25 protein-coding genes are annotated in these 24,830 nt (G+C 72.2%); 16 read left to right on the top strand and 9 right to left on the bottom strand.

Annotated elements, in window-relative coordinates:
- Window positions 1-7: 7 nt before the first annotated feature.
- From ACWY4P_RS38980 to ACWY4P_RS38965, 4 genes are all read left to right on the top strand, one after another.
- Window positions 8-526: a DUF4240 domain-containing protein gene (locus ACWY4P_RS38980; protein ID WP_456213203.1), complete on the top strand. Its 519-nt coding sequence runs from the start codon at window positions 8-10 to the stop codon at window positions 524-526.
- A 121-nt stretch (window positions 527-647) separates the two neighbouring features.
- Window positions 648-1,556 carry a TIGR01777 family oxidoreductase gene (locus tag ACWY4P_RS38975; RefSeq protein WP_456205306.1) on the top strand — a complete coding sequence of 303 codons (909 nt, stop codon included), beginning with the start codon at window positions 648-650 and terminating at the stop codon, window positions 1,554-1,556.
- Between the two features lie 210 nt (window positions 1,557-1,766).
- On the top strand, window positions 1,767-3,146 hold the full coding sequence (locus ACWY4P_RS38970) for an NAD(P)/FAD-dependent oxidoreductase (protein WP_456205304.1): 1,380 nt from the start codon (window positions 1,767-1,769) through the stop codon (window positions 3,144-3,146).
- A 329-nt stretch (window positions 3,147-3,475) separates the two neighbouring features.
- A complete protein-coding gene (locus ACWY4P_RS38965) occupies window positions 3,476-3,661 on the top strand; it encodes a hypothetical protein (protein ID WP_456205302.1) in 186 nt (61 codons plus the stop codon).
- A 161-nt stretch (window positions 3,662-3,822) separates the two neighbouring features.
- Here the strand turns inward: ACWY4P_RS38965 and ACWY4P_RS38960 are convergent, their stop codons facing one another.
- Entirely contained in the window at window positions 3,823-5,310 is a 1,488-nt protein-coding gene (locus ACWY4P_RS38960; protein ID WP_456205300.1) for a regulator, read from the bottom strand.
- A 215-nt stretch (window positions 5,311-5,525) separates the two neighbouring features.
- Here ACWY4P_RS38960 and lipB point away from each other — a divergent pair, with 215 nt between their 5' ends.
- From lipB to ACWY4P_RS38940, 4 genes are all read left to right on the top strand, one after another.
- Entirely contained in the window at window positions 5,526-6,308 is a 783-nt protein-coding gene (gene lipB, locus ACWY4P_RS38955; RefSeq protein WP_456205298.1) for a lipoyl(octanoyl) transferase LipB, read from the top strand.
- Between the two features lie 156 nt (window positions 6,309-6,464).
- Entirely contained in the window at window positions 6,465-7,415 is a 951-nt protein-coding gene (lipA, locus tag ACWY4P_RS38950) for a lipoyl synthase (RefSeq protein WP_456205296.1), read from the top strand.
- Window positions 7,416-7,642: 227 nt separating this feature from the next.
- Window positions 7,643-7,843, top strand: a complete 201-nt coding sequence (locus tag ACWY4P_RS38945; RefSeq protein ID WP_014180346.1) for an SCO2195 family GlnR-regulated protein — start codon at window positions 7,643-7,645, stop codon at window positions 7,841-7,843.
- Window positions 7,844-7,853: 10 nt separating this feature from the next.
- Complete coding sequence (locus ACWY4P_RS38940; protein WP_456205294.1) at window positions 7,854-8,534, top strand: DUF4191 domain-containing protein; 681 nt, start codon at window positions 7,854-7,856, stop codon at window positions 8,532-8,534.
- Between the two features lie 152 nt (window positions 8,535-8,686).
- Here the strand turns inward: ACWY4P_RS38940 and ACWY4P_RS38935 are convergent, their stop codons facing one another.
- Window positions 8,687-9,154, bottom strand: a complete 468-nt coding sequence (locus ACWY4P_RS38935; RefSeq protein ID WP_456205293.1) for an RDD family protein — start codon at window positions 9,152-9,154, stop codon at window positions 8,687-8,689.
- 267 nt (window positions 9,155-9,421) lie between these two features.
- Between ACWY4P_RS38935 and glnA the strand changes: the two genes are divergently transcribed.
- A complete protein-coding gene (gene glnA / locus ACWY4P_RS38930) occupies window positions 9,422-10,831 on the top strand; it encodes a type I glutamate--ammonia ligase (RefSeq protein ID WP_456205292.1) in 1,410 nt (469 codons plus the stop codon).
- Window positions 10,832-10,959: 128 nt separating this feature from the next.
- Here glnA and ACWY4P_RS38925 read toward each other — a convergent pair whose 3' ends face one another.
- The gene (locus ACWY4P_RS38925) at window positions 10,960-12,189 is read right to left on the bottom strand and encodes an Ig-like domain repeat protein (protein WP_456205290.1); all 1,230 of its coding nucleotides are present in this window, start codon (window positions 12,187-12,189) and stop codon (window positions 10,960-10,962) included.
- Between the two features lie 510 nt (window positions 12,190-12,699).
- Here ACWY4P_RS38925 and ACWY4P_RS38920 point away from each other — a divergent pair.
- The 5 genes from ACWY4P_RS38920 (at window position 12,700) to ACWY4P_RS38900 (ending at window position 20,546) form a co-directional block, all read left to right on the top strand.
- Window positions 12,700-15,309: a SpoIIE family protein phosphatase gene (locus ACWY4P_RS38920; protein ID WP_456205289.1), complete on the top strand. Its 2,610-nt coding sequence runs from the start codon at window positions 12,700-12,702 to the stop codon at window positions 15,307-15,309.
- Between the two features lie 25 nt (window positions 15,310-15,334).
- Window positions 15,335-16,435, top strand: coding sequence for a sugar ABC transporter substrate-binding protein (locus tag ACWY4P_RS38915; RefSeq protein WP_456205288.1), 1,101 nt, complete (start codon window positions 15,335-15,337; stop codon window positions 16,433-16,435).
- Window positions 16,436-16,440: 5 nt separating this feature from the next.
- Complete coding sequence (locus tag ACWY4P_RS38910; RefSeq protein WP_456205287.1) at window positions 16,441-17,223, top strand: ATP-binding cassette domain-containing protein; 783 nt, start codon at window positions 16,441-16,443, stop codon at window positions 17,221-17,223.
- A complete protein-coding gene (locus tag ACWY4P_RS38905; protein ID WP_456205286.1) occupies window positions 17,220-18,431 on the top strand; it encodes a sugar ABC transporter permease in 1,212 nt (403 codons plus the stop codon). The genes ACWY4P_RS38910 and ACWY4P_RS38905 overlap by 4 nt, the downstream gene beginning before the upstream one ends.
- Window positions 18,432-18,623: 192 nt before the next feature.
- Window positions 18,624-20,546 (top strand): ABC transporter ATP-binding protein, encoded by a 1,923-nt coding sequence (locus tag ACWY4P_RS38900; RefSeq protein WP_456205285.1) that lies wholly within the window; start codon window positions 18,624-18,626, stop codon window positions 20,544-20,546.
- Between the two features lie 20 nt (window positions 20,547-20,566).
- Here the strand turns inward: ACWY4P_RS38900 and ACWY4P_RS38895 are convergent, their stop codons facing one another.
- The 6 genes from ACWY4P_RS38895 to ACWY4P_RS38870 form a co-directional block, all read right to left on the bottom strand.
- Window positions 20,567-21,061: an inorganic diphosphatase gene (locus tag ACWY4P_RS38895; RefSeq protein WP_456205284.1), complete on the bottom strand. Its 495-nt coding sequence runs from the start codon at window positions 21,059-21,061 to the stop codon at window positions 20,567-20,569.
- A 140-nt stretch (window positions 21,062-21,201) separates the two neighbouring features.
- Window positions 21,202-22,017, bottom strand: coding sequence for a carbon-nitrogen hydrolase family protein (locus ACWY4P_RS38890; RefSeq protein ID WP_456205283.1), 816 nt, complete (start codon window positions 22,015-22,017; stop codon window positions 21,202-21,204).
- 287 nt (window positions 22,018-22,304) lie between these two features.
- Entirely contained in the window at window positions 22,305-22,754 is a 450-nt protein-coding gene (locus tag ACWY4P_RS38885) for an SPW repeat protein (RefSeq protein ID WP_456205282.1), read from the bottom strand.
- 120 nt (window positions 22,755-22,874) lie between these two features.
- Window positions 22,875-23,015: a hypothetical protein gene (locus ACWY4P_RS38880; RefSeq protein ID WP_456205280.1), complete on the bottom strand. Its 141-nt coding sequence runs from the start codon at window positions 23,013-23,015 to the stop codon at window positions 22,875-22,877.
- Window positions 23,000-23,275 (bottom strand): hypothetical protein, encoded by a 276-nt coding sequence (locus ACWY4P_RS38875; protein ID WP_456205279.1) that lies wholly within the window; start codon window positions 23,273-23,275, stop codon window positions 23,000-23,002. Before ACWY4P_RS38875 ends, ACWY4P_RS38880 begins: the two co-directional genes overlap by 16 nt.
- Before the next feature lie 171 nt (window positions 23,276-23,446).
- Window positions 23,447-23,818: a 5-carboxymethyl-2-hydroxymuconate Delta-isomerase gene (locus ACWY4P_RS38870; protein ID WP_456205278.1), complete on the bottom strand. Its 372-nt coding sequence runs from the start codon at window positions 23,816-23,818 to the stop codon at window positions 23,447-23,449.
- Window positions 23,819-23,939: 121 nt separating this feature from the next.
- Between ACWY4P_RS38870 and ACWY4P_RS38865 the strand changes: the two genes are divergently transcribed.
- On the top strand, window positions 23,940-24,071 hold the full coding sequence (locus ACWY4P_RS38865) for a hypothetical protein (protein ID WP_456205276.1): 132 nt from the start codon (window positions 23,940-23,942) through the stop codon (window positions 24,069-24,071).
- A gap of 105 nt (window positions 24,072-24,176) precedes the next feature.
- Window positions 24,177-24,779, top strand: a complete 603-nt coding sequence (locus ACWY4P_RS38860) for a winged helix-turn-helix domain-containing protein (RefSeq protein WP_456205274.1) — start codon at window positions 24,177-24,179, stop codon at window positions 24,777-24,779.
- Window positions 24,780-24,830: the final 51 nt, after the last annotated feature.

Below are 24,830 nucleotides of genomic sequence, written 5' to 3'. Positions count from 1 at the left end.
TCCCGTGATGGACGAGACGGAGTTCTGGGAGCTGGTCGACAGCGCTCGGGATGCCGCCGAGGGCGACCCCGAGGACCAGTCCGACCTGCTCGTCGAGCGGCTGTCCCAGCTGGACCCGGACGCCGTCCTGGACTTCGCCCGCCACTTCGAGGCCCGTTCCAACCGTGGCTACCGCTGGGACCTGTGGGGCGCGGCTCAGCTTCTGCTGGGGGATGTGGGCGACGACGCCTTCGACGCCTTCCGCTACTGGCTGATCGGCCAGGGCCGGGAGGTGTTCGAGGGCGCACTGCACGAGCCGGACGACCTCGCCGAGCTGCTCGAGAAATTCGACGAGCAGGTGGACGGGGACTGCGAGGACCTGGGCTTCGCGGCGGACGAGGCGTACGAGCAGCTGACCGGCGCGGTGATGCCCGCACTGGGCCTGCCGTCACGGTCGGCCGAACCGTTGGGCGCGGCCGTCGACTTGGAGGACGAGCGGGCGCTGGCGGAGCGGTTCCCCCGGCTGTGGGAACGCTTCCGCGCGTAGCTCACAGGTGCTCGGGCCGCGCCCGTGGCGTTGGCCGTCATGCCCGTGGCGTTGGCCGTCATGTCCGTGGCGTTGGCCGTCATGCCCGACATCCCGCGCACGATCGCGGCAGGATGGCCCCATGCGTATCGCGATCACCGGTTCGTCGGGGCTCATCGGCACGGCCCTCGTCCGCTCCCTGCGCACGGACGGCCACGAGGTGGTACGGCTGGTGCGGCGCGCGCCGCGGGCGGAGGACGAGGTCCGGTGGGATCCGAAACGGCAGTGGGTGGACGCCGAGGGGCTCGCGGGCTGTGAGGGGGTGGTGCACCTCGCGGGCGCGGGCATCGGCGACCACCGCTGGACCGACGCGTACAAGAAGGAGCTGCGGGACAGCCGGGTGCTCGGCACGGCGGCCGTCGCCGAGGCCGTCGCCTCGCTCGACACTCCGCCGCGGGTGCTGGTGAGCGGCAGCGCGGTCGGCTTCTACGGCGACACCGGGGAGCGCATGGTGGACGAGAGTGCGCCCCCTGGCGAGGGCTTCCTCGCGGGACTGTGCCAGGAGTGGGAGGAGGCGGCCGCGCCGGCCCAGGAGGCGGGCGTGCGGACCGTGTTCGCCCGCACGGGACTGGTGGTGGCCGGGGAGGGCGGGGCGTGGGGGCGGCTCTTCCCGCTGTTCCGGCTCGGCCTCGGCGGCCGGATGGGCAGCGGCCGCCAGTACTGGAGTTTTATCGCCCTGGACGACCACATCACCGCCCTGCGCCACCTCCTGACCACCGAGGACCTCGTGGGCCCGGTCAACCTCACCGCGCCCGAGCCCGTCACCAACCGGGAGGTGACCGCCGCCATGGGGCGGGTGCTGGGCCGGCCGACGCTGCTGTCCGTGCCCGCGCCCGCGCTGCGGCTCGCGCTCGGCGAGTTCTCCGGCGATGTCCTCGGCAGTGTGCGGGCCGTGCCCCGGCGGCTGCTGGACTCGGGGTTCTCCTTCGCCCACCCGGGGATCGATGAGGCGCTGCGGGCCGCGCTGGCCGCGCGCGGCGGTCGCCGTTGACCGGGCGCGGCGGTCGCCACTGACCGACCGTCAGATCTCATGTGCGACCGCTGTGCACCCATGCTCGGTCGATGCGCGTCTGGCATCGACCGTTTTTGTCCGTACCGTCATGACGGGCCCAGGGAACCCGAGTTGCGGAATATACGTATCCGGGCTGCCGGTCGGGGGCACCGGGCCCATTAGCGTACGCACCGACCTCGGGGAGGGCACGTGCTCACCAGCGCGCACCGCACGGACGTCGTCATCGTGGGAGCCGGACTGGCGGGGCTGGCCGCGGCCCATCAGCTGACCAGTGCGGGGGTCGCGGTCAGCGTGCTGGAAGCCGCGCCCCGCGTGGGCGGCCGCATGACCACCGATCTGGTCGACGGTTTCCGGCTGGACCGCACCGGACAACTGATCAACACCTCCTTCCCCGAGCTGCGACACACCCCGGGGCTCGGCGAGCTCGTGCTGCGCCCCTTCTCCCAGGGCGTGCTGGTGCGCTCCGACGGCCGCACCCACCGGGTCGGTGCCGCCGGTACCGGCGGCTGGGGCACGGGCAGCCGGGGCACGAGCGGCCGGGCCGGCACGGGCGGCCGGGGCACGAGGGGCGCACTGACCACAGCACGCGCCCTCGCAAACGCCGCCCGTGCGCCCCTCGGCGGCGCGCTCGACCAGGCCCGGCTCGGCGCCGCCCTCGGCAGGCTCGCCGCCCTGCCCGCCGACCGCCTCCTCGCCCGCCCCGACCGGCCCGTCGCCGAGACCCTCGCGGGGCGCGGGCTGCCGGCCCGTACCCTCGAGAGCTTTCTGCGCCCGCTGCTCGTCTCGCTGCTCAGCGACCCCGAGCTGACCACCTCCAGCCGCTGCGCCGACCTGGTGCTGCGCGGCTACGCACGGGGCCGGCTGTGCCTCCCCGCGGGCGGCGCCTCGGCCGTCCCGGAGCTGCTGGCCGCGGCCCTGCCGCCGGGGACGGTACGCACCGGCGTACGCGCCGTGACGGCCTCCACCACCGCCGTGGCCACCGCCGGGCACGGCGAGATCGCCTGCCGCTCGGTGCTGGTGGCCACCGGCGCGCGCGCCGCCGCCGACCTCCTCCCCGGGCTGCGGCTCCCGGCCTTCCACCCGGTCACCGTGTTGCACCACACCGCGGACCGGTCGCCGCTGCGCGAGCCCGCGCTGGTGCTCACCGCCGGGGACCACGGCCCGGTCGCCCACACCGCCGTGGCCAGCGAGGTCGACCCCGCGCGCACCCCGCCCGGACGGGTCCTGATCACCTCCACGGTCCTCGGCGCCGCCGCGGCCCTGCCGACCGCCGAGCTCGACCGGGCCGCACGAGCCCAGCTGGCCGCGGTCTACGGCACCTCCACCGCCCGCTGGGAGCTGCTCGCCGCCCACCACGACCCCGACGCGGTCCCCGCCATGCCCGCCCCCCACGACCTGCGTCGCCCGGTCCGGCTGCTGTCCGGCCTGTATGTGTGCGGCGACCACCGCGACTCCAGCACCGTGCAGGGCGCCCTCGTGTCCGGCCGCCGGGCCGCCCGAGCGATCCTCCACGACCTCGGCGCCCTCCCCGGCGCCGAGCCCTCGACCCCGGACGCGGCGGCGGCCTGACCCGCCGCGCCCGGAGGACCTGCGGGGCGGCGGGGGCTTCGCCCGCCGCCCCGCGCCCAGGCTCCGCCCTTGGGCGTCACGACCCACCGCCCGCAGACCCGCCACGCGCCACCCACCACCCGCCCCGGACCTGCCGTCCGGCCCTACCGTCCGGCACAGCCCTCCAGCGGCCCGGGTCCGTTACGGCCCCGGGACGGCGACGCACGACCGGCTGTCCACCCCGGGGAAGGACACGACGTACCGGCTGACGGCGCACGGACGCGAGGAATTGGCGGCGTTCGGCGTGGACGCGGATCGGCTCCGGGCGGCGCCCGCTGATCCGCTACTGCGTGGACTGGACCGAACAGCGCCACCATCTGGCCGGAGCCCTCGGCGCCGCGCTCACGGACCAGCTGTTCGAGCGCGACTGGATCCGCCGGGACGGCCGCCGCCGGGTGGTCCTGCTGACCGACGCGGGCCGCTCGGGCCTCGAGCGGACCTTCGGCGTCCACCCGACCTGGGACAAGCCCGCGTAACCCGGAGCATGTCCCCGTGACCCGGAACAAGCCGCCGCAGCCCGCGGGACAAGCCCCGTAGCCCGGAACAAGCCCCCGTAGCCCCCGTAGCCCGCGGGGCAAGCCGCCGCGCACACGAGACGGCCCGCCGCCGCACCCGTCGCCGAGGGCGGCGCCCCGCCCTACCCCAGCGCCGCCACCCGGTCCCGGTACCCCCGCACCGCCGCCGCGTCCCGGTACGGCTCCAGCCGGCGCTCGAAGTCCCGTACGTAGTCCGTGGCCCGCGCCGACCGCATCTCGGCCGCCTGCTGCGCCGCCTCCGCGCCCAGCGCGCACGCCTGCTCCAGCTCGCCGAGGCCCAGCCGCGCCGTCGCCAGCACCACCCGGCAGAACAGCCTGCTGCGCGCGTACCCCTTCCCGCGCAGCTGGAGCGAGCGCTCGGCGTGCTGGGCGGCGGCGCGGTACTGCTGTAGATCGCGGTGGCAGTGTCCGAACTCGTCGGCCAGCTGCGCCTCGTCGAAGAACCGCGCCCAGAAGGGCACCTCGTCCCCCGGCCGGGCCGTCTCCAGCGCCCGTTCGGCGCGCGCCAGCGAGGCGGTGCAGGCCCGCACCTCGCCCAGCACGGCGTGGCCCCGGGCCTCCACGGCGTGCAGCAGCGACTGGAGGACGGGCGGGGCGCCGGCGCCCATGCCCTGCTGGGCCACCCGGGCCAGCTGGACGGCCTCCCGCCCATGGCCCAGATAGACGGCCTGGCGGCTCATCGTGACCAGCACATAGCTGCCGTACGGCCGGTCCCCCGCGGCCTGCGCGAGCCGCAGCGCCTGGACGAAGTAGCGCTGGGCCAGGCCGTGGGCGGCGATGTCGTACGACGTCCAGCCCGCCAGCCGGGTCAGATCGGCGATCGCCGCGAACAGCCGCCGCCCGGTCGCCTCCCCGTAGGTGCCGCGCAGCATCGGCTCGCCCTCGTGCTCGAGGTAGCGCACCAGGGCCTGCCGCGCGTGTCCGCCGCCGTACGTCTGGTCCAGCGACCGGAACAGCTCGCCGACCGACCGCAGCGCGGCGATGTCCCCGGCGGTGACCCGGTAGCCCGGGCCGCGCTGGGACCGGTCCGCCTGCCGCTGCCGGGGCAGCGGCGGCCGGGCGCCCTGGCCGGGGGCCCGGACGGCCGGCCTGGGCCCCGGCGGCCCCGCGGCGGCGGCCGCCGCGGGCGGCTCGCCGCGCGCGACCTTGTCGTCGGGCCGCCCGATCAGCCAGTCGCGGCTGGGGACCACCAGACCTGCCGGGGTGAAGGCGATCTTCCGCAGCTCGGCCTGGCTGCCGGAGTCCTTGCGCCACAGCCCGCTGACGATGTCCACCGCCTCCTGCGGGCTGGCGGCGAACTCCAGCCCGGCGTAGACCGGCGCACATGCGTCGAGGCCCAGGTCCTGGGCGCTGAGCCGGCGCCCCAGGCGCCGGGTGAAGACCTCGGCGATCAGCGCCGGGGTGGTGCCGCGCGGCTGCTGTCCACGCAGCCAGCGGGTCACCGATGTCTTGTCGTACCGAAGGTCCAGGCCATGCTCGAGGCCTAGCTGGTCGACCCGCCGGGCGAGCCCGGCGTTGGAGAAGCCAGCCTCCGCGATGAGCGCGGCGAGCTGACGGTTGGGAATGCGCTGCGGAGGTCGTTCCGTCATCAGCCTGCCGGTCTCCCTGATCGCTTCGTGGAAACGGCCCGAAAGTAGCCGCCGGTGAGGCACTGATCGTCTCGGTCGCCCCGCATTCATCCGATCGTGTGAGGGTCGGCTGAGCACGATCCGGATGCGGAGGGCGGGTTCGCCGGACGTACAGTGGCTGAGGCGCCCCGAGCGGGGCGCCGGAGCGCTGTACGAGGTCCGAAGGGATTGCCGCCGTGAGTGAGCTGCGCTTTGTCCATCTGGGGTTCGGGGCGGACGCCGTCGAGTACCAGGAGGCGTGGCAGGAGCAACGGCGGGTGCACGCCGCGCGGTTCGCGGACGAGGTGCCGGACACCTGCCTGCTGCTGGAGCACCCGCCGGTCTACACCGCGGGCCGGCGCACGGCCGACAACGAGCGCCCCCTGGACGGCACCCCGGTCGTGGACGTGGACCGCGGCGGCAAGATCACCTGGCATGGCCCGGGGCAGCTCGTCGGCTATCCGATCCTCAAGCTGCCGCGTCCGGTGGACGTCATCGCGCACGTACGACGTCTGGAGGAGGCCCTGCTGCTGACCTGTGCGGAGTTCGGCCTGGAGGCCACCCGGGTCGAGGGCCGCAGCGGGGTCTGGGTGCTGGGGGACCCGGTGGAGGAGCGCCGCGCGCTGGGCGGGCTGAACCTGGACTTCGACCCGCGCGTCGCCGACGAGGAGTTCGACCCGCGGCTGAGCGGCCCGGAGTACGCCCCGTCCAACGCCGGCCAGCGCGGCGAGGACCGCAAGCTCGCCCAGATCGGGGTGCGGGTCGCCAAGGGCGTGACAATGCACGGCTTCTCGCTGAACTGCGACCCCGACACCACCTGGTTCGACCGGATCGTGCCGTGCGGCATCCGCGACGCGGGGGTGACCTCACTCTCGGAGGAGCTGGGCCGCGGCATCCCCGTGGCGGAGGTGCTCCCGGTGATCGAGAAGCATCTGCGGGTCGTCATGGAGTCCACCGTGCCGCTGCCGCGCGCCGTCTGACCGCCGCACCCCGCCGGGGAATGGGCCCTGGGGGTTCTCGGTTGCCCTGGACGTAAAGGCGTGCGAATAACGGGCGTACGCTGGGGTTCGCCGAAGATTCGATGCCTCGCCGGCCCGATCAAGTAAAAACTCGCCAAGCACTAAGGAGTGCCGGACGTGTCCGCAGTCGCACCCGACGGACGCAAAATGCTGCGCCTTGAGGTCCGGAACAGCCAGACGCCCATCGAGCGCAAGCCCGAGTGGATCAAGACCCGCGCGAAGATGGGTCCCGAGTACACCGAGCTACAGGGCCTGGTGAAGCGCGAGGGCCTGCACACCGTGTGCCAGGAGGCGGGCTGTCCGAACATCTACGAATGCTGGGAGGACCGCGAGGCGACCTTCCTGATCGGCGGCGACCAGTGCACCCGGCGCTGTGACTTCTGTCAGATCGACACCGGCAAACCGCAGGCCCTGGACCGCGACGAGCCGCGCCGGGTCGCGGAGTCCGTCCAGTCCATGGAGCTGAAGTACGCGACGGTCACCGGTGTCGCCCGCGACGACCTCGAGGACGGCGGCGCCTGGCTGTACGCCGAGACGGTCCGCCAGATCCACTCGCTGATGCCGGACACCGGCGTCGAGTTGCTGATCCCGGACTTCAACGCGGTGCCCGAGCAGCTCGCCGAGGTCTTCTCCGCGCGCCCCGAGGTGCTCGCGCACAACGTGGAGACCGTTCCGCGGATCTTCAAGCGCATCCGCCCCGGCTTCCGCTATGAGCGCTCGCTCGAAGTGATCACCAAGGCGCGCGAGGCGGGTCTGGTCACCAAGTCCAATCTGATCCTGGGCATGGGCGAGGAGCGGGCGGAAATCAGCCAGGCGCTACAGGACCTGTACGACGCGGGTTGCGAGCTGATCACAATCACGCAGTATCTGCGCCCGACCGTCCGGCACCACCCGGTGGACCGCTGGGTCAAGCCCCAGGAGTTCGTGGAGCTGAAGGAGGAGGCGGAAGAGATCGGCTACGCCGGTGTCATGTCCGGCCCCTTGGTCCGCTCCTCGTACCGCGCGGGCCGGCTCTACCAGCAGGCGATCGAAAAGCGCGGTGTCGCGGTGGCCGTTCAGGCGGTATGACCACCGCGATGACCACGGCATGTGACCAACACGCTATGTGAGTACGGGCACACCCCGCGCGCCGCGCTTCGCGCGATGCCGCAGGTCAAGGCGAGATCGGGAGCATTTCAAGGCTTCATCGGTGTTTGACCGGCCGGTCACGCACTGGTAACACCTTTGGGTAACGATTAAGCCACACAACGTTCTGTGTGTGGGCTCTGATCATCCGCCGCTCCCGAGGGGGACCCATGTCGGCCGCGCCTGTACGTCCGCCGTCCGTCACCGACGCTCTGCTCGCTCTGGAGGGTCTGCTGCTGGGCGGCGGGCAGCGCACCGCCCGCCGTAACGCCTGGACCGCGGTCCTGGAGGACCGGCGCCGCGCCAAGGACCGCCACGAGGCCGAGCACGTCCTGGAGGCCGTGTCCACCGGGGCTTCCCAGGCCACGTAAACTTCGCTGTATGGCGAGGAAGGAAACATCCGAGAACCCCGGGCGGCTGAAGCAGATCGCCCTGACCTACAAGATGACCAAGAAGGTCGACTCGAAGGTCGGTCTTGTCGTCGCCGCGGTGGGAATCGTCACCTTCGGTGTCTTCCTCGCGATCGGCTTCTGGATCGACCACCCGATCTTCCTGGGCATCCTGGGCTTTGTCCTGGCCTTCCTCGCGATGGCGATCGTTTTCGGCCGCCGTGCCGAGCGAGCGGCCTTCGGACAGATGGAGGGACAGCCGGGCGCGGCGGCCGCGGTGCTGGAGAACGTCGGCCGTGGCTGGTCGGTGACGCCCGCGGTGGCGATGAACCGCAACCAGGACGTCGTCCACCGGGCCGTCGGCAAGGCGGGCATCGTGCTGGTCGGCGAGGGCAACCCGAACCGGCTGAAGTCCATGCTGGCCGCGGAGAAGAAGCGGATGGCGCGCATCGTCGCGGACGTCCCGGTACACGATGTGATCGTGGGCACCGGCGAGGACCAGGTGCCGATCAAGAAGCTGCGCACCAAGCTGCTGAAGCTGCCGCGGGTACTGCCCGGCCCGCAGGTGACCGTGGTCAACGACCGGCTGCGGGCGCTGGGCGACCTGATGAGCAACATGCCGATCCCGAAGGGCCCGATGCCCAAGGGGATGCGGATGCCGAAGGGCCGCTGAGCCGTTCGACCCGCCGCACAGGACCGGTGTAGGACCGGCATAGGACCGCATACGACTGGGCGGCCCGGAATCGAGATTCCGGGCCGCCCAGTCGTATCGAAACAGCCGTATCGAAACAGCCGCATCAAGCCCGGCTCAGACCTTGATCCGGCTCAGACCCGGATCTGCACCGAGTTGGAGAGCCGGTCGTGCAGGCCGCGCGTGTCCCGGTCCCAGACCACCGCGGGGATCACGATCAGCAGCAGCACGCTGCGCAGCACCACCCGCGGCAGGCTCAGCCGCCCGCCGCTCGCGGAGATCACGCGCAGCTTCAGCAGCAGCTTGCCGGGGGTGCAGCCGACCGTGCCGACGGTGAGCACGCTCAGCACGAAGAAGACGGCCAGCGCCCAGTTGCCCGTGGCCTGCGCCTTGCCGCCGGACAGCAGCGCGTAGGAGACGAGCAGGCACAGTCCCCAGTCGACGAGCAGCGCCCCGAGGCGGCGTCCGATGGGCGCGATGGAGCCCGGCCCGCTCTCGGGCAGCCCCAGTGCCTCGCCCCGGTAGCCCAGCTCGACGCCCATGTCCTCGGCGGCCGCGCGCGGTCCGGAGAGCCATGATCCGATTGCTTGCCTGTTGTCCACCCGACCACGTTACTGCGACCGCATACGTTCCCCACGGAGCGGGGCCCGCTTCCCGCGCGCTTCTCCCCGGGACCGCCCCCTCACGGACCGGGCCCCGGCCTCACATGCCCCCCGCGCACCAGACGTATGCCGGTTAACCTGGGTGAAACAAATGGGTCATGCCCGGGAAATCCCGTCTGCCTATCGTCGGCCCCAGCGCGCCAGCCGCACATGAGCCGCGCGACCGAACAAATCCCCGTCCCCCGCGGCCGGGCTAGGAGGAGTTGGATGTTCCAGAACGCCGACGACGCTCGGAAGTTCATCTCGGACGAGGACGTCAAGTTCGTCGACGTCCGGTTCTGTGACCTTCCCGGCGTCATGCAGCACTTCACCGTACCGGCGGAGGCGTTCGACCCGCACGAGGAGCTCGCCTTCGACGGCTCGTCGATCCGCGGATTCCAGGCGATCCACGAGTCGGACATGGCGCTGCGTGCGGATCTGTCGACGGCGCGTGTCGACCCGTTCCGCCGGGACAAGACGCTCAACATCAACTTCTTCATCCACGACCCGATCACGGGCGAGCAGTACAGCCGTGACCCGCGGAACATCGCCAAGAAGGCCGAGGCCTACCTCGCCTCCACCGGCATCGCCGACACCGCGTACTTCGGCCCCGAGGCCGAGTTCTACGTCTTCGACAGCGTCCGCTTCGACACCAAGTCGAACGAGGCCTTCTACCACATCGACTCCGAGGCGGGCGCCTGGAACACCGGTGCGCTGGAGGACAACCGCGGCTACAAGGTCCGCTACAAGGGCGGCTACTTCCCGACCCCGCCGGTCGACCACTTCGCCGACCTGCGCGCCGAGATCAGCCTCGAGCTGAACAAGTCCGGTCTCCAGGTCGAGCGCCAGCACCACGAGGTGGGCACCGCCGGCCAGGCCGAGATCAACTACAAGTTCAACACGCTGCTCGCCGCGGCCGACGATCTGCAGCTGTTCAAGTACATCGTCAAGAACGTCGCGTGGAAGAACGGCAAGACCGCGACCTTCATGCCGAAGCCGATCTTCGGTGACAACGGCTCGGGCATGCACGTCCACCAGTCCCTGTGGCTGGGCGGCGACCCCCTCTTCTACGACGAGCAGGGCTACGCGGGCCTGTCGGACACCGCCCGCTACTACATCGGCGGCATCCTCAAGCACGCCCCGTCGCTGCTGGCCTTCACCAACCCGACGGTGAACTCCTACCACCGCCTGGTCCCGGGCTTCGAGGCCCCGGTCAACCTGGTGTACTCGCAGCGCAACCGCTCCGCCGCGATGCGTATCCCGATCACCGGTTCCAACCCGAAGGCCAAGCGCGTCGAGTTCCGCGCCCCGGACTCCTCCGGCAACCCGTACCTGGCCTTCTCCGCCCTCCTCCTCGCGGGCCTGGACGGCATCAAGAACAAGATCGAGCCGGCCGAGCCGATCGACAAGGACCTGTACGAGCTCGCCCCCGAGGAGCACGCGGGCGTCCCCCAGGTCCCGACCTCCCTCCCGGCCGTCCTCGACTCCCTCGAGGCCGACCACGAGTTCCTGCTCCAGGGCAACGTCTTCACCTCGGACCTGATCGAGACCTGGATCGACTACAAGCGCACCAACGAGATCGCTCCGCTGCAGCTGCGTCCGCACCCGCACGAGTTCGAGCTCTACTACGACGTGTGATCCCACCGGCCTCTCCCGGACTCGGGTGAGCCCCGCCACTGCCCCTCGGGGCGGTGGCGGGGCTCAGTGCTTTGCCACTCAGTTGCTTTCCGTGGTGACCACGCTTCCGGCGGAGCCGGGTGAGCGGGTCACGGAGTGACGGTGTGCTGGTTGGTGTCGCTGGACCCGTTGAAGTTGGTTTGGGCGGCCGAGGGGTAGCTGGCGCTGACCGTGTAGGGACTGCCGGAGGCCGGCAGGGCGCCGCCTGCGAGGACGGCGAAGCCGTTGCCGTCCAGGGGCACAATGGTGGGGCCCACAACGATGGCGCTCGTAGCGTCCGTGACGGTGATGGTGACCGAACCCGTGGGGACTCCCGCCCCCGGTGATACGGCTTCCACGAAGGCGATGTAGGTGATCGACTGTGCCGACGTGGAGGGGTTGGGGCTGGAAGTGACCGTGGTCTTCGTGTTCGCCTTGTTCACCACGTGGGTGTTGGTCCCCGTCGAGGTGAGGAAGTTCGTGGTGTTGGGGGTGTAGACGGCGGTCACGGTGTAGGCGGTGGGATCGGCGTTGAGGAGGTTGGTGGTGAAGGTCGCCACACCGCCCGACAACGCCACGGCGCCGGACGTGACGGTACCGCCGGGGCCGCTGATGGTGAAGGCGACCGTACCGGTCGGTGTGCCCGTCGCGGGCGGGTTCGTGGTGACCGTGGCGGTGAACGTCACTGGCTGTCCGAACACCGACGGGTTCGGCGAGGAGACCACTGTGGTCGTCGTGGCCGCCGGCCCGGGGTTGACCGTCTGGGTGTCGGAGCCGGTGGATGGCAGGAAGTTCGTGTCGCCGCTGTAGATGGCCGTGATGGCGTGCGTGCCGACGCCCAGGGTGTTGAGGTTGATCGTGGCCTGGCCGGCGCCGTTCAACGGCTGGGTGAACGTTCCGCCTCCGGAGCCGGTGACGACGAAGGTGACCGTTCCGGTCGGCGTGCCCGTCGCGGGGCCCACCGCGGTGACCGTCGCGGTGATCGCCACGTTCTGCCCCAGCCCTGACGGGTCCGGCGTGGAGACCACCGAGGTGGTCGTCGTGCCCTGGAGGACGACCACGGCGTTGAAGCCGGTGGAGCCCGTGAAGTTGGCGTCGCCGGAGTAGGTGGCGGTGACCGTGAGAACACCGGCGCTCAGGGCGGTGAAGGTCGCCGAGGCCGTGCCGCCCACCAGCCCCGGGTTGGCCGAGGCAGGCGTCGCTCCAGGAATGGAGATGTTCACGTTGCCCGTGGGGGTTCCGACTCCGAGCGGGATCACGGTGGCGGTGACGGTGAACGACTGGCCGACGACCACCGGATTCGGCGATACGGTGACCAGGGTAATCGTGGGACTAGGCATGATGAGCCCTCCGTGCTGCGTGCTGTGGGTGTTTGGTGGGTCGTGTCGCGCCGCGCGAAGCCTTGAGCCGGGCGGAGCGGGCGCTTCATGTGCTGGGGGGGCTCATCACGACGACTGACGCTGCGTCACATACGCGTCGCCGTCCCCCGGCAGATGGGAAAACCCACCGGTCAGTACGACTAGTAGGCGCGCCGTCAACACGGTTACGCCATAGAGATGACCGCGAATTACCCTGAATGGCGCAGCGCTCTGCGGCGCGCGGGGCGCGGGCGGCGTATGCGGCGCGGCGCGCGTTTGGCATATGAGCTCCGCTTCCCGCTTCTCAAGACCCCCGCCTCAAGATCCGTCCTGGAGATCCCACCGGAGATCCCGCCCGGAGATCCATTTCCGCAGATCACCAGCGCTCGGCCGCACCCCCGCTCGTTCCGTGGCGGCTATGCCATCCTGTTTGTGTGAGCGCCCTCACACGTGTGGGCGGTACACAGGCGGGCCAGGAGGTGGAATGGCGAAATGGCCGGCCATGGCGGCTCCGGAGTGGACATCACGCGGCGGAGGAGGGACCCGGGCGACAGGGCGTCCGGTGTCGGCTTCCAGCCGCCCACAGTGGAGCAGGAGCACGCCGTGACAGAGCAGGCCCTGGTGTTCGCCACGGCGGCGCTGACGGCTGTCTACGTACTGTCCGCGGACGGCGACGAGCTGCGGCTGACCGAGACGGCCGGCGGCCCGCGCGCCCTGTACGGGCTGCCGACCAGCTATCCGCTGTCCGGGCGCTCCCCGGTCGCCGACGCCTTCCGCACCGGGCGGCCCCAGTGGTCGACCTCCGCGAAGCTCGCCGCCTATGGGGAGATCGCCCAGCGAGCCCTCCCGGCCGACATGTCCCTGGGCGCGCTGCCGCTGGGGGCGGACGGCAGGCGGCTGGGCTGCCTGGTCGTGGTGTATCCCGGGGACGGCTTCGACGCCGAGCAGCGCAATTTCCTGGAGCTGTACGCGGACCAGATCGCCGCCCAGCTCAAGGCGGGCGCGCAGGCTCAGGCCGGCGGCGGGGCGGCGGGCCGGAGCGGGCCGCTGTCGGTGCTGCGCTCGGCGCTGGACCACCTTCACGTCGGCTCGTTCACCCTGGTGCTGAACACCGGGCGGATCGACGCGGACGCGCAGCTGCTGGAGCTGGTGGACATCTCCCCCGACATGTTCGACGGGCGGGTGGAGACCCTGCTGGCGCACACCGTGCCGGAGGACCTGCCCGCGCTGATGTCCATCGTCGAGCCTGGTCAGCTGAGTCTCGGCAGCCGTGACCTGGAGTTCCGTATCCGCCGGCCCAGCGGCGAGCTGCGCTGGCTGCGCCTGTGCTGCCGGATCCAGGGCGATGCCGTGGGGACCCCTGAGCGGCTGCTGGGCCTGGTGGCGGACGCCTCGTATCTGCGGCCCACCGCCGACGAGGTCTCCCGCGTGCAACAGCTGTCCGCGGCGCTGGCCAACGCGATGACGGTCCGGGACGTCAGCCTGGTGGTGACCGCCGCGCTGCGCGAGCCGCTGGGCGCCGACCGGGTGGCGCTCGCGGAGCTGGAGGGCGACCGGCTGGTGGTGACCGCCCTCGACCCGCCGGAGCCCGGCGCCTGGCCGGGGATGTGGCGGTCCGAGTGGCGGTCGGAGTGGCCCGATGTGCCGACCCGCGTGCTGCCCACGCTGGAGACCGCGCTGCGCGAGGGCCGGATCTGCCTGCTGCCCTCGGGCAGTGGCCTGGAGCCCGGCCTCGCGGACATGGGGGCCGGCGGTCTCGCCGTCCTGCCGCTCCCGGCGCAGGGCCGGGTGGTCGGGGTCTGTCTGGTCGGCTGGGAGGAGCCGCACGGGTTCTGCCCGGAGGAGCGGTCGCTGCTGACCGCGACGGCGGGTCTGGTGGGGCAGGCCCTGATGCGCGCCCACGCGTACGACGCCGAGCACGAGCTCGCCACCATGCTTCAGCGCAGCCTGCTGCCCCGCAGGCTGCCCGAGATCCCCGGCGGGGTGGCCGTGGCCCGCTATCTGCCCGCGATGAGCGGGCTGGAGGTGGGCGGCGACTGGTACGACGTCATCCCGCTGCCCAACGGCCATGTGGCGCTGGTGATCGGCGACGTCCAGGGGCACAGCGCCGGGGCCGCGACCATCATGGGCCAGATACGCACGGCCATCAGGGCCTACGCGGTGGAGGGCCACCCGCCCGACGTGGTCGTCTGCCATGCCAACCGGCTGCTGGTCGGCATGGAGACGGAGCTGTTCGCCACCTGCGCCTACGTCGAGCTGGACATGGAGGAGGGCGACGCCTGGTTCGTACGGGCCGGGCATCTGCCGCCGCTGCTGCGCCACCCGGACGGCTCCACGGAGGAGGTGGAGGCCGAGGGCGGGCCGCCGCTGGGGGTGATCGCCGACGCCGAGTTCGCCATGACCGCGGTCGGGCTGACCCCCGGCACGGTGCTCACGCTGCTCACGGACGGGCTGGTGGAGTCCGCGACCCTCCCCCTGGACGACGGCCTGCTGCGGGTGCGCGGGGCGCTCTCCGACGCGGATCCGTCCGACGCCGGGCGGCTGGCCGACTCGCTGCTGGGCGACCTGAGCCGGCGCGACGACGACGTGGCCCTGCTGCTGCTGCGCTACGACGGGATGAAGGTCCGGCCGATCCGGGCCGGCTGGGCGGTGTGGCGGCTGCCCGACGCCGTGATGCACGCGCGCCGCTTCACCGCGCGCACACTGCGCTCCTGGCGGGTGGCCGAGGAGGCCGACATGGTCCTGCTCGTGGTCTCCGAGCTGGTCACCAACGCCCTGGTGCATACGCAGGGCCCGGTGCGGCTCGACCTCACGCTGGCCGGGGACCGGCTGCGGGTCGCGGTGAGCGACTCGTCGCCGCGGTCGCCCGCCAAGCCGGTGCTTGTGGACTGGGAGTCGACCGGCGGCCGGGGCCTGCTCCTGGTCGAGGCGATGTCGTCGACCTGGGGCTCGGTGCCGGTCAGCGGCGGCAAGCAGGTGTGGAGCGAGGTCGTGGCGCACCGGCCCGACGAGACGGATGGGGCCGACGGCGGGGCTGTGGACGGCAAAGCCCTCGACGGTACGGATGGGGCCGACGGCAGGGCTGTGGACAGCGCCGGCTAGCCCGCGTGAGGAGGTGCTTCCCATCGTGAGAGGTCGTCCGCGCGGTGCCGCCGTCCTCGTGGCCGCGGCGTCCCTGGCCCTCGCGCTGGGGGCCTGCGGCAAGGCCGCCGAGACCGGCACCGCCGTCCGGCCCGCCTCGCCCGCCGCGACGGGCCGCCCGACGATCGGCCTGCTGATGCCGGACAGCACCACTCCGCGCTGGGACCGGTTCGACCGGCCCCTGATCGAGCGGCGGATCGGGCAGCTGTGCCACGACTGCGCGGTGGAGGCCGTCAACGCCGAGGGCGATGTGGCCCTCCAGCAGCAGCAGGTGGACTCGATGATCATCAAGGGGATGGACGCCCTGGTCCTGGTCCCCGTGGACGCCAAGTCGCTGCGCCCCGCGGTCGAGAAGGCGCAGGACGCGCACATCCCGGTCCTCTCGTACGACCGCCTCGCCGAGGGCCCCGTCTCGGCCTATGTCTCCTTCGACGGCAAGGAGGTCGGCAGGCTCCAGGCGCAGGCGCTGCTGAGGGCCATGGACCGGCGGGCGCACGGCGGCGGGATCGTCATGGTGAACGGGGACCAGGCCGACCCCAACGGGGTCGCGTTCGAGAAGGGAGCGCTGTCCGTCCTCACCGGCAAGGTCAGGATCGACAAGTCGTACGACGCGGCCGGATGGCGTCCGGAGAACGCCTACGCCGACATGTCCGGCGCCATCGCCGCGCTCGGGCCCCGTCGCATCGACGGCGTCTACGCCGCCAACGACGGCCTCGCCTCCGGCGTCATCGCCGCCCTCAGGGCCAACAGCATCCGGCCGATTCCCCCGGTCACCGGCCAGGACGCCGAGCTCGCGGCCGTCCAGCGCATCGTCGAGGGCGACCAGTACATGAGCGTCTACAAGCCCTTCAAGCCCGAGGCGTACACGGCCGCCGGGATCGCCGTCGCCCTGGCCCATGGCGCGGGCCCCGGCCATATCGCCAGGGACCGGGTGCGCGGCGACGTCCCGGCCGTGCTGCTCCGCCCGATCCCGCTGACCGTGCACACCATCAGGAAGACGGTGGTCAAGGACGGTATGTACACGATTCATCAGATCTGCACCCCGGAGTACCGGTCGGCCTGTGAGAGGGCCGGGCTCATGCCGTAGGGGAGATGGTTACCGTGCCGGCTCCGCCTCTGCTGGCGTTGCGCGGCGTCTCCAAGCGCTTCGGCGCCGTCCAGGCGCTCACCGACGTCGATCTGGAGATTCACACCGGTCAGGTCGTCGCCCTGCTGGGCGACAACGGCGCCGGCAAGTCCACCCTCGTCAAGGTGATCGCCGGAGTCGGCCCCGCCGACCAGGGCGTCATCGAGTGGGAGGGCCGCACGGTCCAGGTCAAGCGCCCCCACGACGCGCAGAGCCTGGGCATCGCGACCGTCTACCAGGACCTGGCGCTGTGCGAGAACCTCGATGTCGTCGGCAACATCTTCCTCGGCCGCGAGGTACGCAGCCTCGGCATCCTCGACGAGGTGGAGATGGAGCGCCGCACCCGCGGCCTGCTGAAGGGCCTGTCCATCCGCATCCCCGATGTGCGCGTCCCGGTGGCCACGCTGTCCGGCGGCCAGCGGCAGACCGTCGCGATCTCCCGCTCGCTGCTCGGCGAGCCCAGGCTGCTGCTGCTCGACGAGCCCACCGCCTCCCTGGGCGTCGAGCAGACCGCCCAGGTCCTCGACCTGGTGGACCGGCTGCGCGACCGCGGTCTGGGGGTGCTGCTGATCAGCCACAACATGGGCGATGTGAAAGCCGTGGCGGACCAGGCCGCGGTGTTGCGCCTGGGCCGCAACAACGGCTTCTTCGACGTGATGACCACGTCCCAGGAACAGATCATCTCCTCCATCACCGGCGCCACCTCCCATGCCCGCCGTCCGCCCCGCGCCGGGGAGGCGGGGCTGTGACCGGCCGCGCTCTGGTGCCTGGCCGATGCGTCAAGGGCGTCCTCGGCGACGTACGGCGGCGGCTGAGCGGCGGCGAGCTCGGCGTGCTGCCGGTCGTCCTCGGCCTGATCGTGCTGTGGGCCGTCTTCGAGATCCTGAACAGCAACTTCCTCTCCCCGCGCAACCTGTCCAACCTGAGCGTGGACATCGTGGGCACCGGCCTGATCGCCGTCGGCATCGTCTTCGTGCTGCTCCTCGGGGAGATCGATCTGTCGGTCGGCTCGGTCGGCGGGCTGGCGGCGGCCGTCTTCGCCGTACTGAACGTCAACCAGGGCCTGCCGGAGTGGCTCGCCCTGATCATCGCGGTGCTCCTGGGCGCGCTGGTCGGAGCCCTGCACGGGTTCTTCTTCGCCAGATTCGGCGTACCGGCCTTCGTCGTCACTCTCGCCGGGCTGCTGGCCTGGAACGGCGTGACCCTCTACGTCCTCAACCAGGGCGGCACCATCAACCTCGACAGCCAGGGCCTGGTCGCCAAGCTGACCAGCTACTACTTCAACGACATCGCCGCCGCCTACGGACTCGCGGCCCTCGGCCCGGCCGCCTTCTTCCTCGCCGCGTACCGCGACCGGCAGCGCCGCAAGGCCGCCGCGATGCCGTACCGGCCGCTCCACGAGATCGTGGTACGCACCGCCGCGATCGCGGTGGTCGCGTTCGCGGCCGCCTATGTGCTCAACCAGTTCCAGGGCCTGCCGCTCGCTCTGCTGATCTTCGTCCTCCTGGTCGCCGCCCTGGATGTGCTGCTGCGCCGCACGCCCTACGGCCGCACGGTCTACGCGCTGGGCGGCGGCGTCGAGGCGGCCCGCCGGGCCGGGGTCCGGGTGGCGTGGGTGCGGGTCTCGGTCCTCATGGTGTCCGGCACGATGGCCGCGCTCGGCGGGCTGTTCCTGGCCTCGCGGATCACCTCGGTGAGCCAGCCCTCCGGCTCCGGCATCCTCCTGCTCAACGCCCTCGCGGCGGCCGTCATCGGCGGTACGAGCCTGTTCGGCGGGCACGGCCGGACCTGGTGCGCGGCGCTGGGCATCCTGGTCATCGAGTCGCTCGGCTCCGGCATGGCCCTGCTGAGCGTCCAGTCGGCCGTCCAGTTCATGCTCACCGGCGGGGTGCTGCTCGCCGCGGTCGTCCTCGACTCGCTCTCCCGGCGCGCCCAGAAGACCCGCGGCCGGGCCTGACCCCCGCGGCCGGGCCCGACCCCGGCGGCCGGGCCCGACCCCGGCGGCCGGGCAGGACCATGCCCCGTTCGGGTGGATCCGCGCCGTATGCCGGACGCCTCGGTGAACCATGCGGCAGCGTGTGGGACCCGACCACCTCGCCGAACGGCACCGCCGCGGGAGCTCGGGAGCGCCCGCCACAGGGGGGATTCGATGGCAGCCCAGACCTCCGACCAGCCGGCCGAGCAGCCCTCCGACCAGTCGGCCGACCAGCCAGCCGAGGAGCGGCCCGCCGAGGAGCTGCGGTTCCGGTCGCACACGCTCGCGGTGTTCGAACGGAACCCGATCACCGGCCGGTCCATGGCGCGCAGGCTGCCACAGCTGGTGCGGCGGGCGCTGGCGCTGGCGTGGCAGGTGGACCGCAGGGCGGTGGTGGGGCTGGTGCTGTGCCAGGTGCTGTCGGGGTTCTTCGAGGCGTTCGGGCTGCTGGCCACCACCGGCACGATCACGGCGCTGATCTCCTCCGGGCACATGGCCGAGCGGGTCCAGGAGGCGCTGCCCTCGCTCGCGGTGCTGGCCGGGGCGGCCGGATTACGGGCGCTGCTGGGCATCGCCGTGTCCAACATCTCCACCCGGCTGGCCCCCCGGATCTCCCGGGAGGCCGAGATGCGGATGCTGGACGCGGCGATCAACGCCGAGCTGGCGGCGTACGACAACCCCGGGTTCAACGACAAGTGGGACGCGGCCGACCGGGGCGCCGACGTCGCCCAGGATCTGATCATCGAGTCCCAGCAGCTGATGGCCTGCCTCGCCTCCCTGGTGGCGGCGGCGGGCGTGGTGACCGTGCTGCACCCGGCGCTGCTGCCGCTGCTGCTGCTCGCGGCCCTGCCGCAGGGGGTGGCCGGGATGAAGGCGGCCCGGGTGCATTACGAGACCTCGCGCGCGATGAGCGCCGAGCGGCGCACGCTCGGGCTGCTGCGCTGGTACATGGTCGACAGGGACATCGCCGACCAGCTGCGCTCGGGCACCATGGCGTCCTTCCTACTCGACCGCTACCGCGCCATCGGCGCGCGGGTCGACGCAGCGACCGACCGGGCGGCCCACCGGGGAGCGCGGTTCGCGGTGCTGGGCGCGCTGGCCGGAGGCGTCGCTTCCGGGCTGGTGTGGGCGGCGCTGGCGCTGCTCCTGGGCTCGGGGCGGATGTCCGTCGCCTCGGCGGGGACCGCGGTCTTCGCGCTGCGCACGGTGGGCTCCTCGCTGCGCGGCATGGTGGGGTACGGGACCCGGCTGTTCCGTACCGGGCTGTATCTGGACGACTGGGCGGAGTTCGTCGAGGAGGCGGGCGGCCACCGGATGCGGCGCGGCGGCCGGGTCGCGTCCGCCCCGAAGGTGGTCAGGGCCGAGTCGGTCACCTACCGGTATCCGGAGTCGGACGCGCCGGCTCTGGACGAGGTGAGCGTCGAGGTCCGGCGCGGCGAAGTCCTCGCCCTGGTCGGCGAGAACGGCTCCGGCAAGACCACCCTGAGCAAGCTGCTCTCGGGTCTGTATCTGCCCTCCAGCGGCGCGGTGACCTGGGACGACGCCAAGACCGGGGACCTCGACCCGAACTCGCTGTGGCGGCACACCGCGGTCGTCCCCCAGGACTACGCCCACTGGCCGCTCACCGCCCGCGAGAACATCACGCTCGGCCAGCCGCACGGCGGGGACGAGGCCGTACGGGACGCCGCCGTGCACTCCGGTGCGCACGAGGTCCTGGACGGGCTGCGCAGCGGCCTGGACACCCTGCTGGCCCGGCAGTGGTGGGGCGGGGTGGAGCTGTCCGGCGGCCAGTGGCAGCGCATCGCCTTGGCGCGCGCCTTCCACCGGCCCGCCGGACTGCTGGTGATGGACGAGCCCACCAGCGCCCTCGACGCCCGCGCCGAGCACCGCATCTTCGCGGGGCTGCGGCGGCTGGCGGAGGACCGCGCGGTCGTCCTGGTCACCCACCGCCTGGCCAACGTCGCCGTCGCCGACCGCATCGTGGTCCTGGACCGCGGCCGGGTGATCCAGCAGGGCACCTTCGCGGAACTGGTCGACTCCCCCGGGCTGTTCCGGGAGCTGTGGACCCTTCAGAACGACCGGGGTGTCCCGGGCTGACTCAGCCGTCCCCGGCCGACTCAGCCGCCCCGGGCCGACTCGGCCGCCCTGGCGCGTGAGGCCGCTATCTCCGCGTAGGCCTGGTCGCGGCCCTCCCAGTGGGAGCCCTCGACGGACTTGCCGGGTTCGAGGTCCTTGTAGACCTCGAAGAAGTGGGTGATCTCCATCCGGTCGAACTCGGCGACATCGCCGATGTCCTGCACATCGGCATAGCGCGGGTCATGGGCGGGGACGCACAGGATCTTCTCGTCCGGGCCCTTCTCGTCGCTCATGCAGAACATCCCGATGGCCCGGCACTCGATGACACACCCGGGGAACGTGGGCTCACCGACCGTGACCAGGGCGTCCAGCGGGTCGCCGTCGCGCCCCAGGGTGTGATCGATATAGCCGTAGTCGGCCGGGTACTTGGTGGCGGTGAACAGCATCCGGTCCAGCCGGATCCGCCCCGACTCATGGTCCATCTCGTACTTGTTGCGGGATCCCTCGGGGATCTCCACGACGACGTCGAACTCCAACGCGACCTCCTCCCCCGGTCATCCGCGCGCCCGGCGCGCGCTTCCAGTGTGCGCCGTGAGCGCCGTACGAGCAGCTCGGACCGGCGGGGCCGGGGGCCGGGTGCGGCCGCACGGGGCGGCGGGCCGGCCGGACCCGGGGGTCACAGGCCCCGGCCCAGCCTCCGGTTGGCCAGGACGGACACCTTGCGCCGCACGGCCGTGACCTCGTCGGTGCTGACCTCCGCCACCAGCAGCCCCGGGGTCGCCCCCAGCCGCTGCCGTACGGTCCCGTCGGGGCCGACCACGGCGCTGTGGCCGATGCCGGTGGGGGCTGTCGGGTCGGCCGTCTCGGCCGCCAGGGTGCCGGTGGCCGCGGGGTCGGCCTGGCCCACGGCGGCCAGCCATACGGTGGCGTCCAGCGCCCGCGCCCGGATGAGCAGCTCCCACTGTTCGCGCTTGCCGGGCCCCGCGCCCCAGGAGGCGGGCAGCAGCGAGAGCTGCGCGCCGGCGTCTGCGTGGGCCCGGAACAGCTCGGGGAAGCGCACGTCGTAGCAGGTGGCCAGGCCGATCCGGAGCCCCTCCAGGTCGAAGGTCACCACCTTGGAGCCGGGCGCGACGGAGTCGGACTCCGCGTAGCCGAAGGCGTCGTAGAGATGGATCTTGTCGTAGGAGGTCTCCACCCCGGGGCCGGTGGCCAGCAGGGTGTTGGTCACCCGGCCGTCTCGTGCCGGGGTGAACATGCCCGCCACGACCACCAGCCCCGTGTCCTTGGCGATCTGCCGGACCTCGGTGGCCCACGGGCCGTCAAGCGGCTCGGCGAGCGGCCGCAGCGGCATGCCGAAGCACGCCATGGCGGCCTCGGGGAAGACGATCAGGCGGGCGTCGGCCGCGGCGGCGCGGTGTGCCTGCTCCCGAAGGACGGCAAGGTTCCGCTCCGGGCGCGGGCCGCTGACGATCTGGCTCAGTGCGATGCGCATGCGCGATCTGCCTCATTCCCTGGACGTTGCCTCGAGTGGTCCCTACGGGTGTGTACGTGACGCCCCGGGGGTGCGCTCATTGTGCGGCCTGCGCATCTCGGCCGTATCCCGGGGACGCCAGCCCTGCGCCCCGGGGCGGGAACTGGCCGCCCGTCAGCGGAAAGCCATCGGGCGAAAGCCGTCGGCCGCACGCCCCATGGGGTCGTGCGGCCGACGGACCTTCTCGCTCTACCTGCCGATTCACCTGCCAATCGCCTGTTGACGCACCTGTCGGCGCACCTGTCGTTCTACGCTTCTCGCGCCTCGCGGCCGGTGCGCATCAACACCCCCGCCGCGACCAGTCCGAGCACGCACGTGAGGGCGCCAACAATGACGTTGTTCCAGATCATTCCGGCGTCGGGGAACCGTGTGACCACCCAGGGAGAGATGATCATCCATACACCGATCGCGGACATCGCCCAGCACAGGCCGTACATCCGGCGCGGCGCCGTGGTCAGGCCGACGCCCAGCAGGGCCACGCAGATGCCCAGGATGAGGTTGTTGACCGTGAGGTCGGGGCGGGTGCCCGAGAAGTGGATCACCCAGGGGGAGATGGCGAAGTAGAGACCGGCCAGGAGCACCGGCCCGTCGACGAAGACAACATCCCGCGTGCCAAGCATGCGTGCGTAGCGCTCGCGCATCTCGGTTACGTCGGGGTGGTGCGTGATATCACTCCTGTGGCGTGAGACGTCGGCCATACGACTCGCCTCCTTCGATCCATGCAAGTCTGACCGCGCAGTGCGGCGCAACGCCGCAACATTATTGTGCGCCTCGCCTTGTTTTATAGGCAGATGTCCGTTTGAGCGGTAGCGGAGCGGTTATGCCCACGAAGCGGCATTCCGCCGCTCGTAGGGGAGGTCGCTGATCTCCCCCACGGGCGGCCGGTCCTCGACGGGCAGCCAGGTCTTCGCGGATCCGCCGTCGAACTCCGCGCTGTCGACGGTCAGCAGATGGTCCATCCGGCGCCCGCGGTCCAGGCGCACGGCGCCGGCAGGTAGCCGCGCGGGGCGCCCGCCGGGCGGGGCGGGTCCGCGAGCACCTCGCCCACATCGCCCGAGGCGCGCCAGCGCAGTTCGGGCCAGGGCAGTTCGGGCCAGGGCAGTTCGGGCCAGGGCACGCAGTAGGCCTCATGGTCGTACGGGCACCACAGCAGCTGTAGCAGATCCGTGCCGGGCGGGAACGGCAGGCCGGGCACGTCGGCCGCATACAGCTGGGGCACGGGCACGAGCGGGATGGGGTGCTCGGACGGGTTGCTCAGGCGGGTGGCCGGATGGTCGTCCGCGCAGCGCGGCCAGGGTCGTGGCGGCCCTGGCGGAGGCCGGGCTGCGCACGGAGTGGGACGGCTCGCCCGACCGGGCCATCTGGGTCGCCACGGGCCCGTAGTGCGTGGTCAGGCCGGGTAGACCTGCTCGTGCTTGGCGTACCAGGCGCGGTCGAGGTCGGTCACATTGACGGTGGTCTGCACGGTCAGCCCCGGCACGGGCGCCAGATGGGCGCGCGCGACCTCCAGCACGGCGCCGGACAGCTCCCGCTTGATCTCGGCGTCCCGGCCGGACAGGATCGCCACCTCGATGTGGATCATGGCGTGGTGCGGGGCGCCGTCGGCCAGGACGGCCTCCTCGAGCCGACGGAACCGGGTCTTGCAGGCCTCGACCTTGGTGTCGACGGTCTTCGCGACGACCGGGTGCAGGGCGAGGCCGAAGGCGCGGCGGTCGAAGGCCTCGGTCAGGGTGTCGGAGTACTCGACGACGATGTGCGGCATGGGGAATGCGCTCCTTGCGGGGTCGTGGCGGGCTGCGCTCTCGCGGGCCTGTTGCGTGGGCATCGTCGCACCCCGTCACCGCGGCGAGCGCCGGGGGCCGGTCGTCTGCTTCAATAGGTCCATGGCCAGCCTCCATGACGCCGCGACGGGTCCCCTCGACCTCAAGCCGTTCTGGCCGTCCCGGCAGGCGCACCACTTCGACCGCGAGTGTTGCCGCGTATCGCATGCGCGGGCCCGCTCGCTCGGCCGCTGACGCCACTCGACCGCTCAGCCGCCCTGCTCCCGGGTGATCCCCGGCGGCCCAGCCCGCGCGCACGACGTCCACCGACGCCCCTTGAGCGCGAAAGAGCCGATTCCCATGACGAACGTTCGAAGTCTGTCCGCTTCCTCCTCCGCCTCCCCCACCGCTCCAGGCCGCCACCCCCATCCGCAGCGACAGCGGCTGCGCGCCGTCGCACCCGACGAGGTGCCGCCGGTCGCCGAGCTGCTGCACCCCGGCGCCACCTGGCTGCCCGCTCCCCCGCACACCCTGCCCACGCTCCCCGGACAGCCGCCGATGGTCGGCTATCTCGTGCTCGTCCCGGCCGCCGACACCACGGCGGCGGGCCAGACCGGGCAGACCGGCCAGGGCAGCCAGACCGGACAGGGCGGGCAGGGCGGCGCGGTCACGAGGGACGAGCTCGTACGGATCGACCCCGACCAGCGCACCGCGCATGTCGCCGGGCGGCCGCTCGACCTGACGTATCTGGAGTTCGAGCTGCTGGCCCACCTCGTGGCGCACCCGCACCGGGTGCACACCCGCGACCAGCTGGTGACCACCGTGTGGGGGTACGGCCATGTCGGCGACGGGCGGACCGTGGACGTCCATGTCGCCCGGCTGCGGCGGAAGATGGGCCCCGAGCACCGGGGCACGATCGTGACGGTCCGCCGGGTCGGCTACAAGTACGCGCCGACCACCTGAGGCACCCGGCCCGGCACACACCGATACGACAGCGCGACGCCCGCCGCGCCG

This window comes from Streptomyces sp. LZ34 (genome assembly GCF_053890475.1).
The sequence above is the reverse complement of the archived record's forward strand: the minus strand, read 5'-3'. Positions and strand labels throughout refer to the sequence as shown.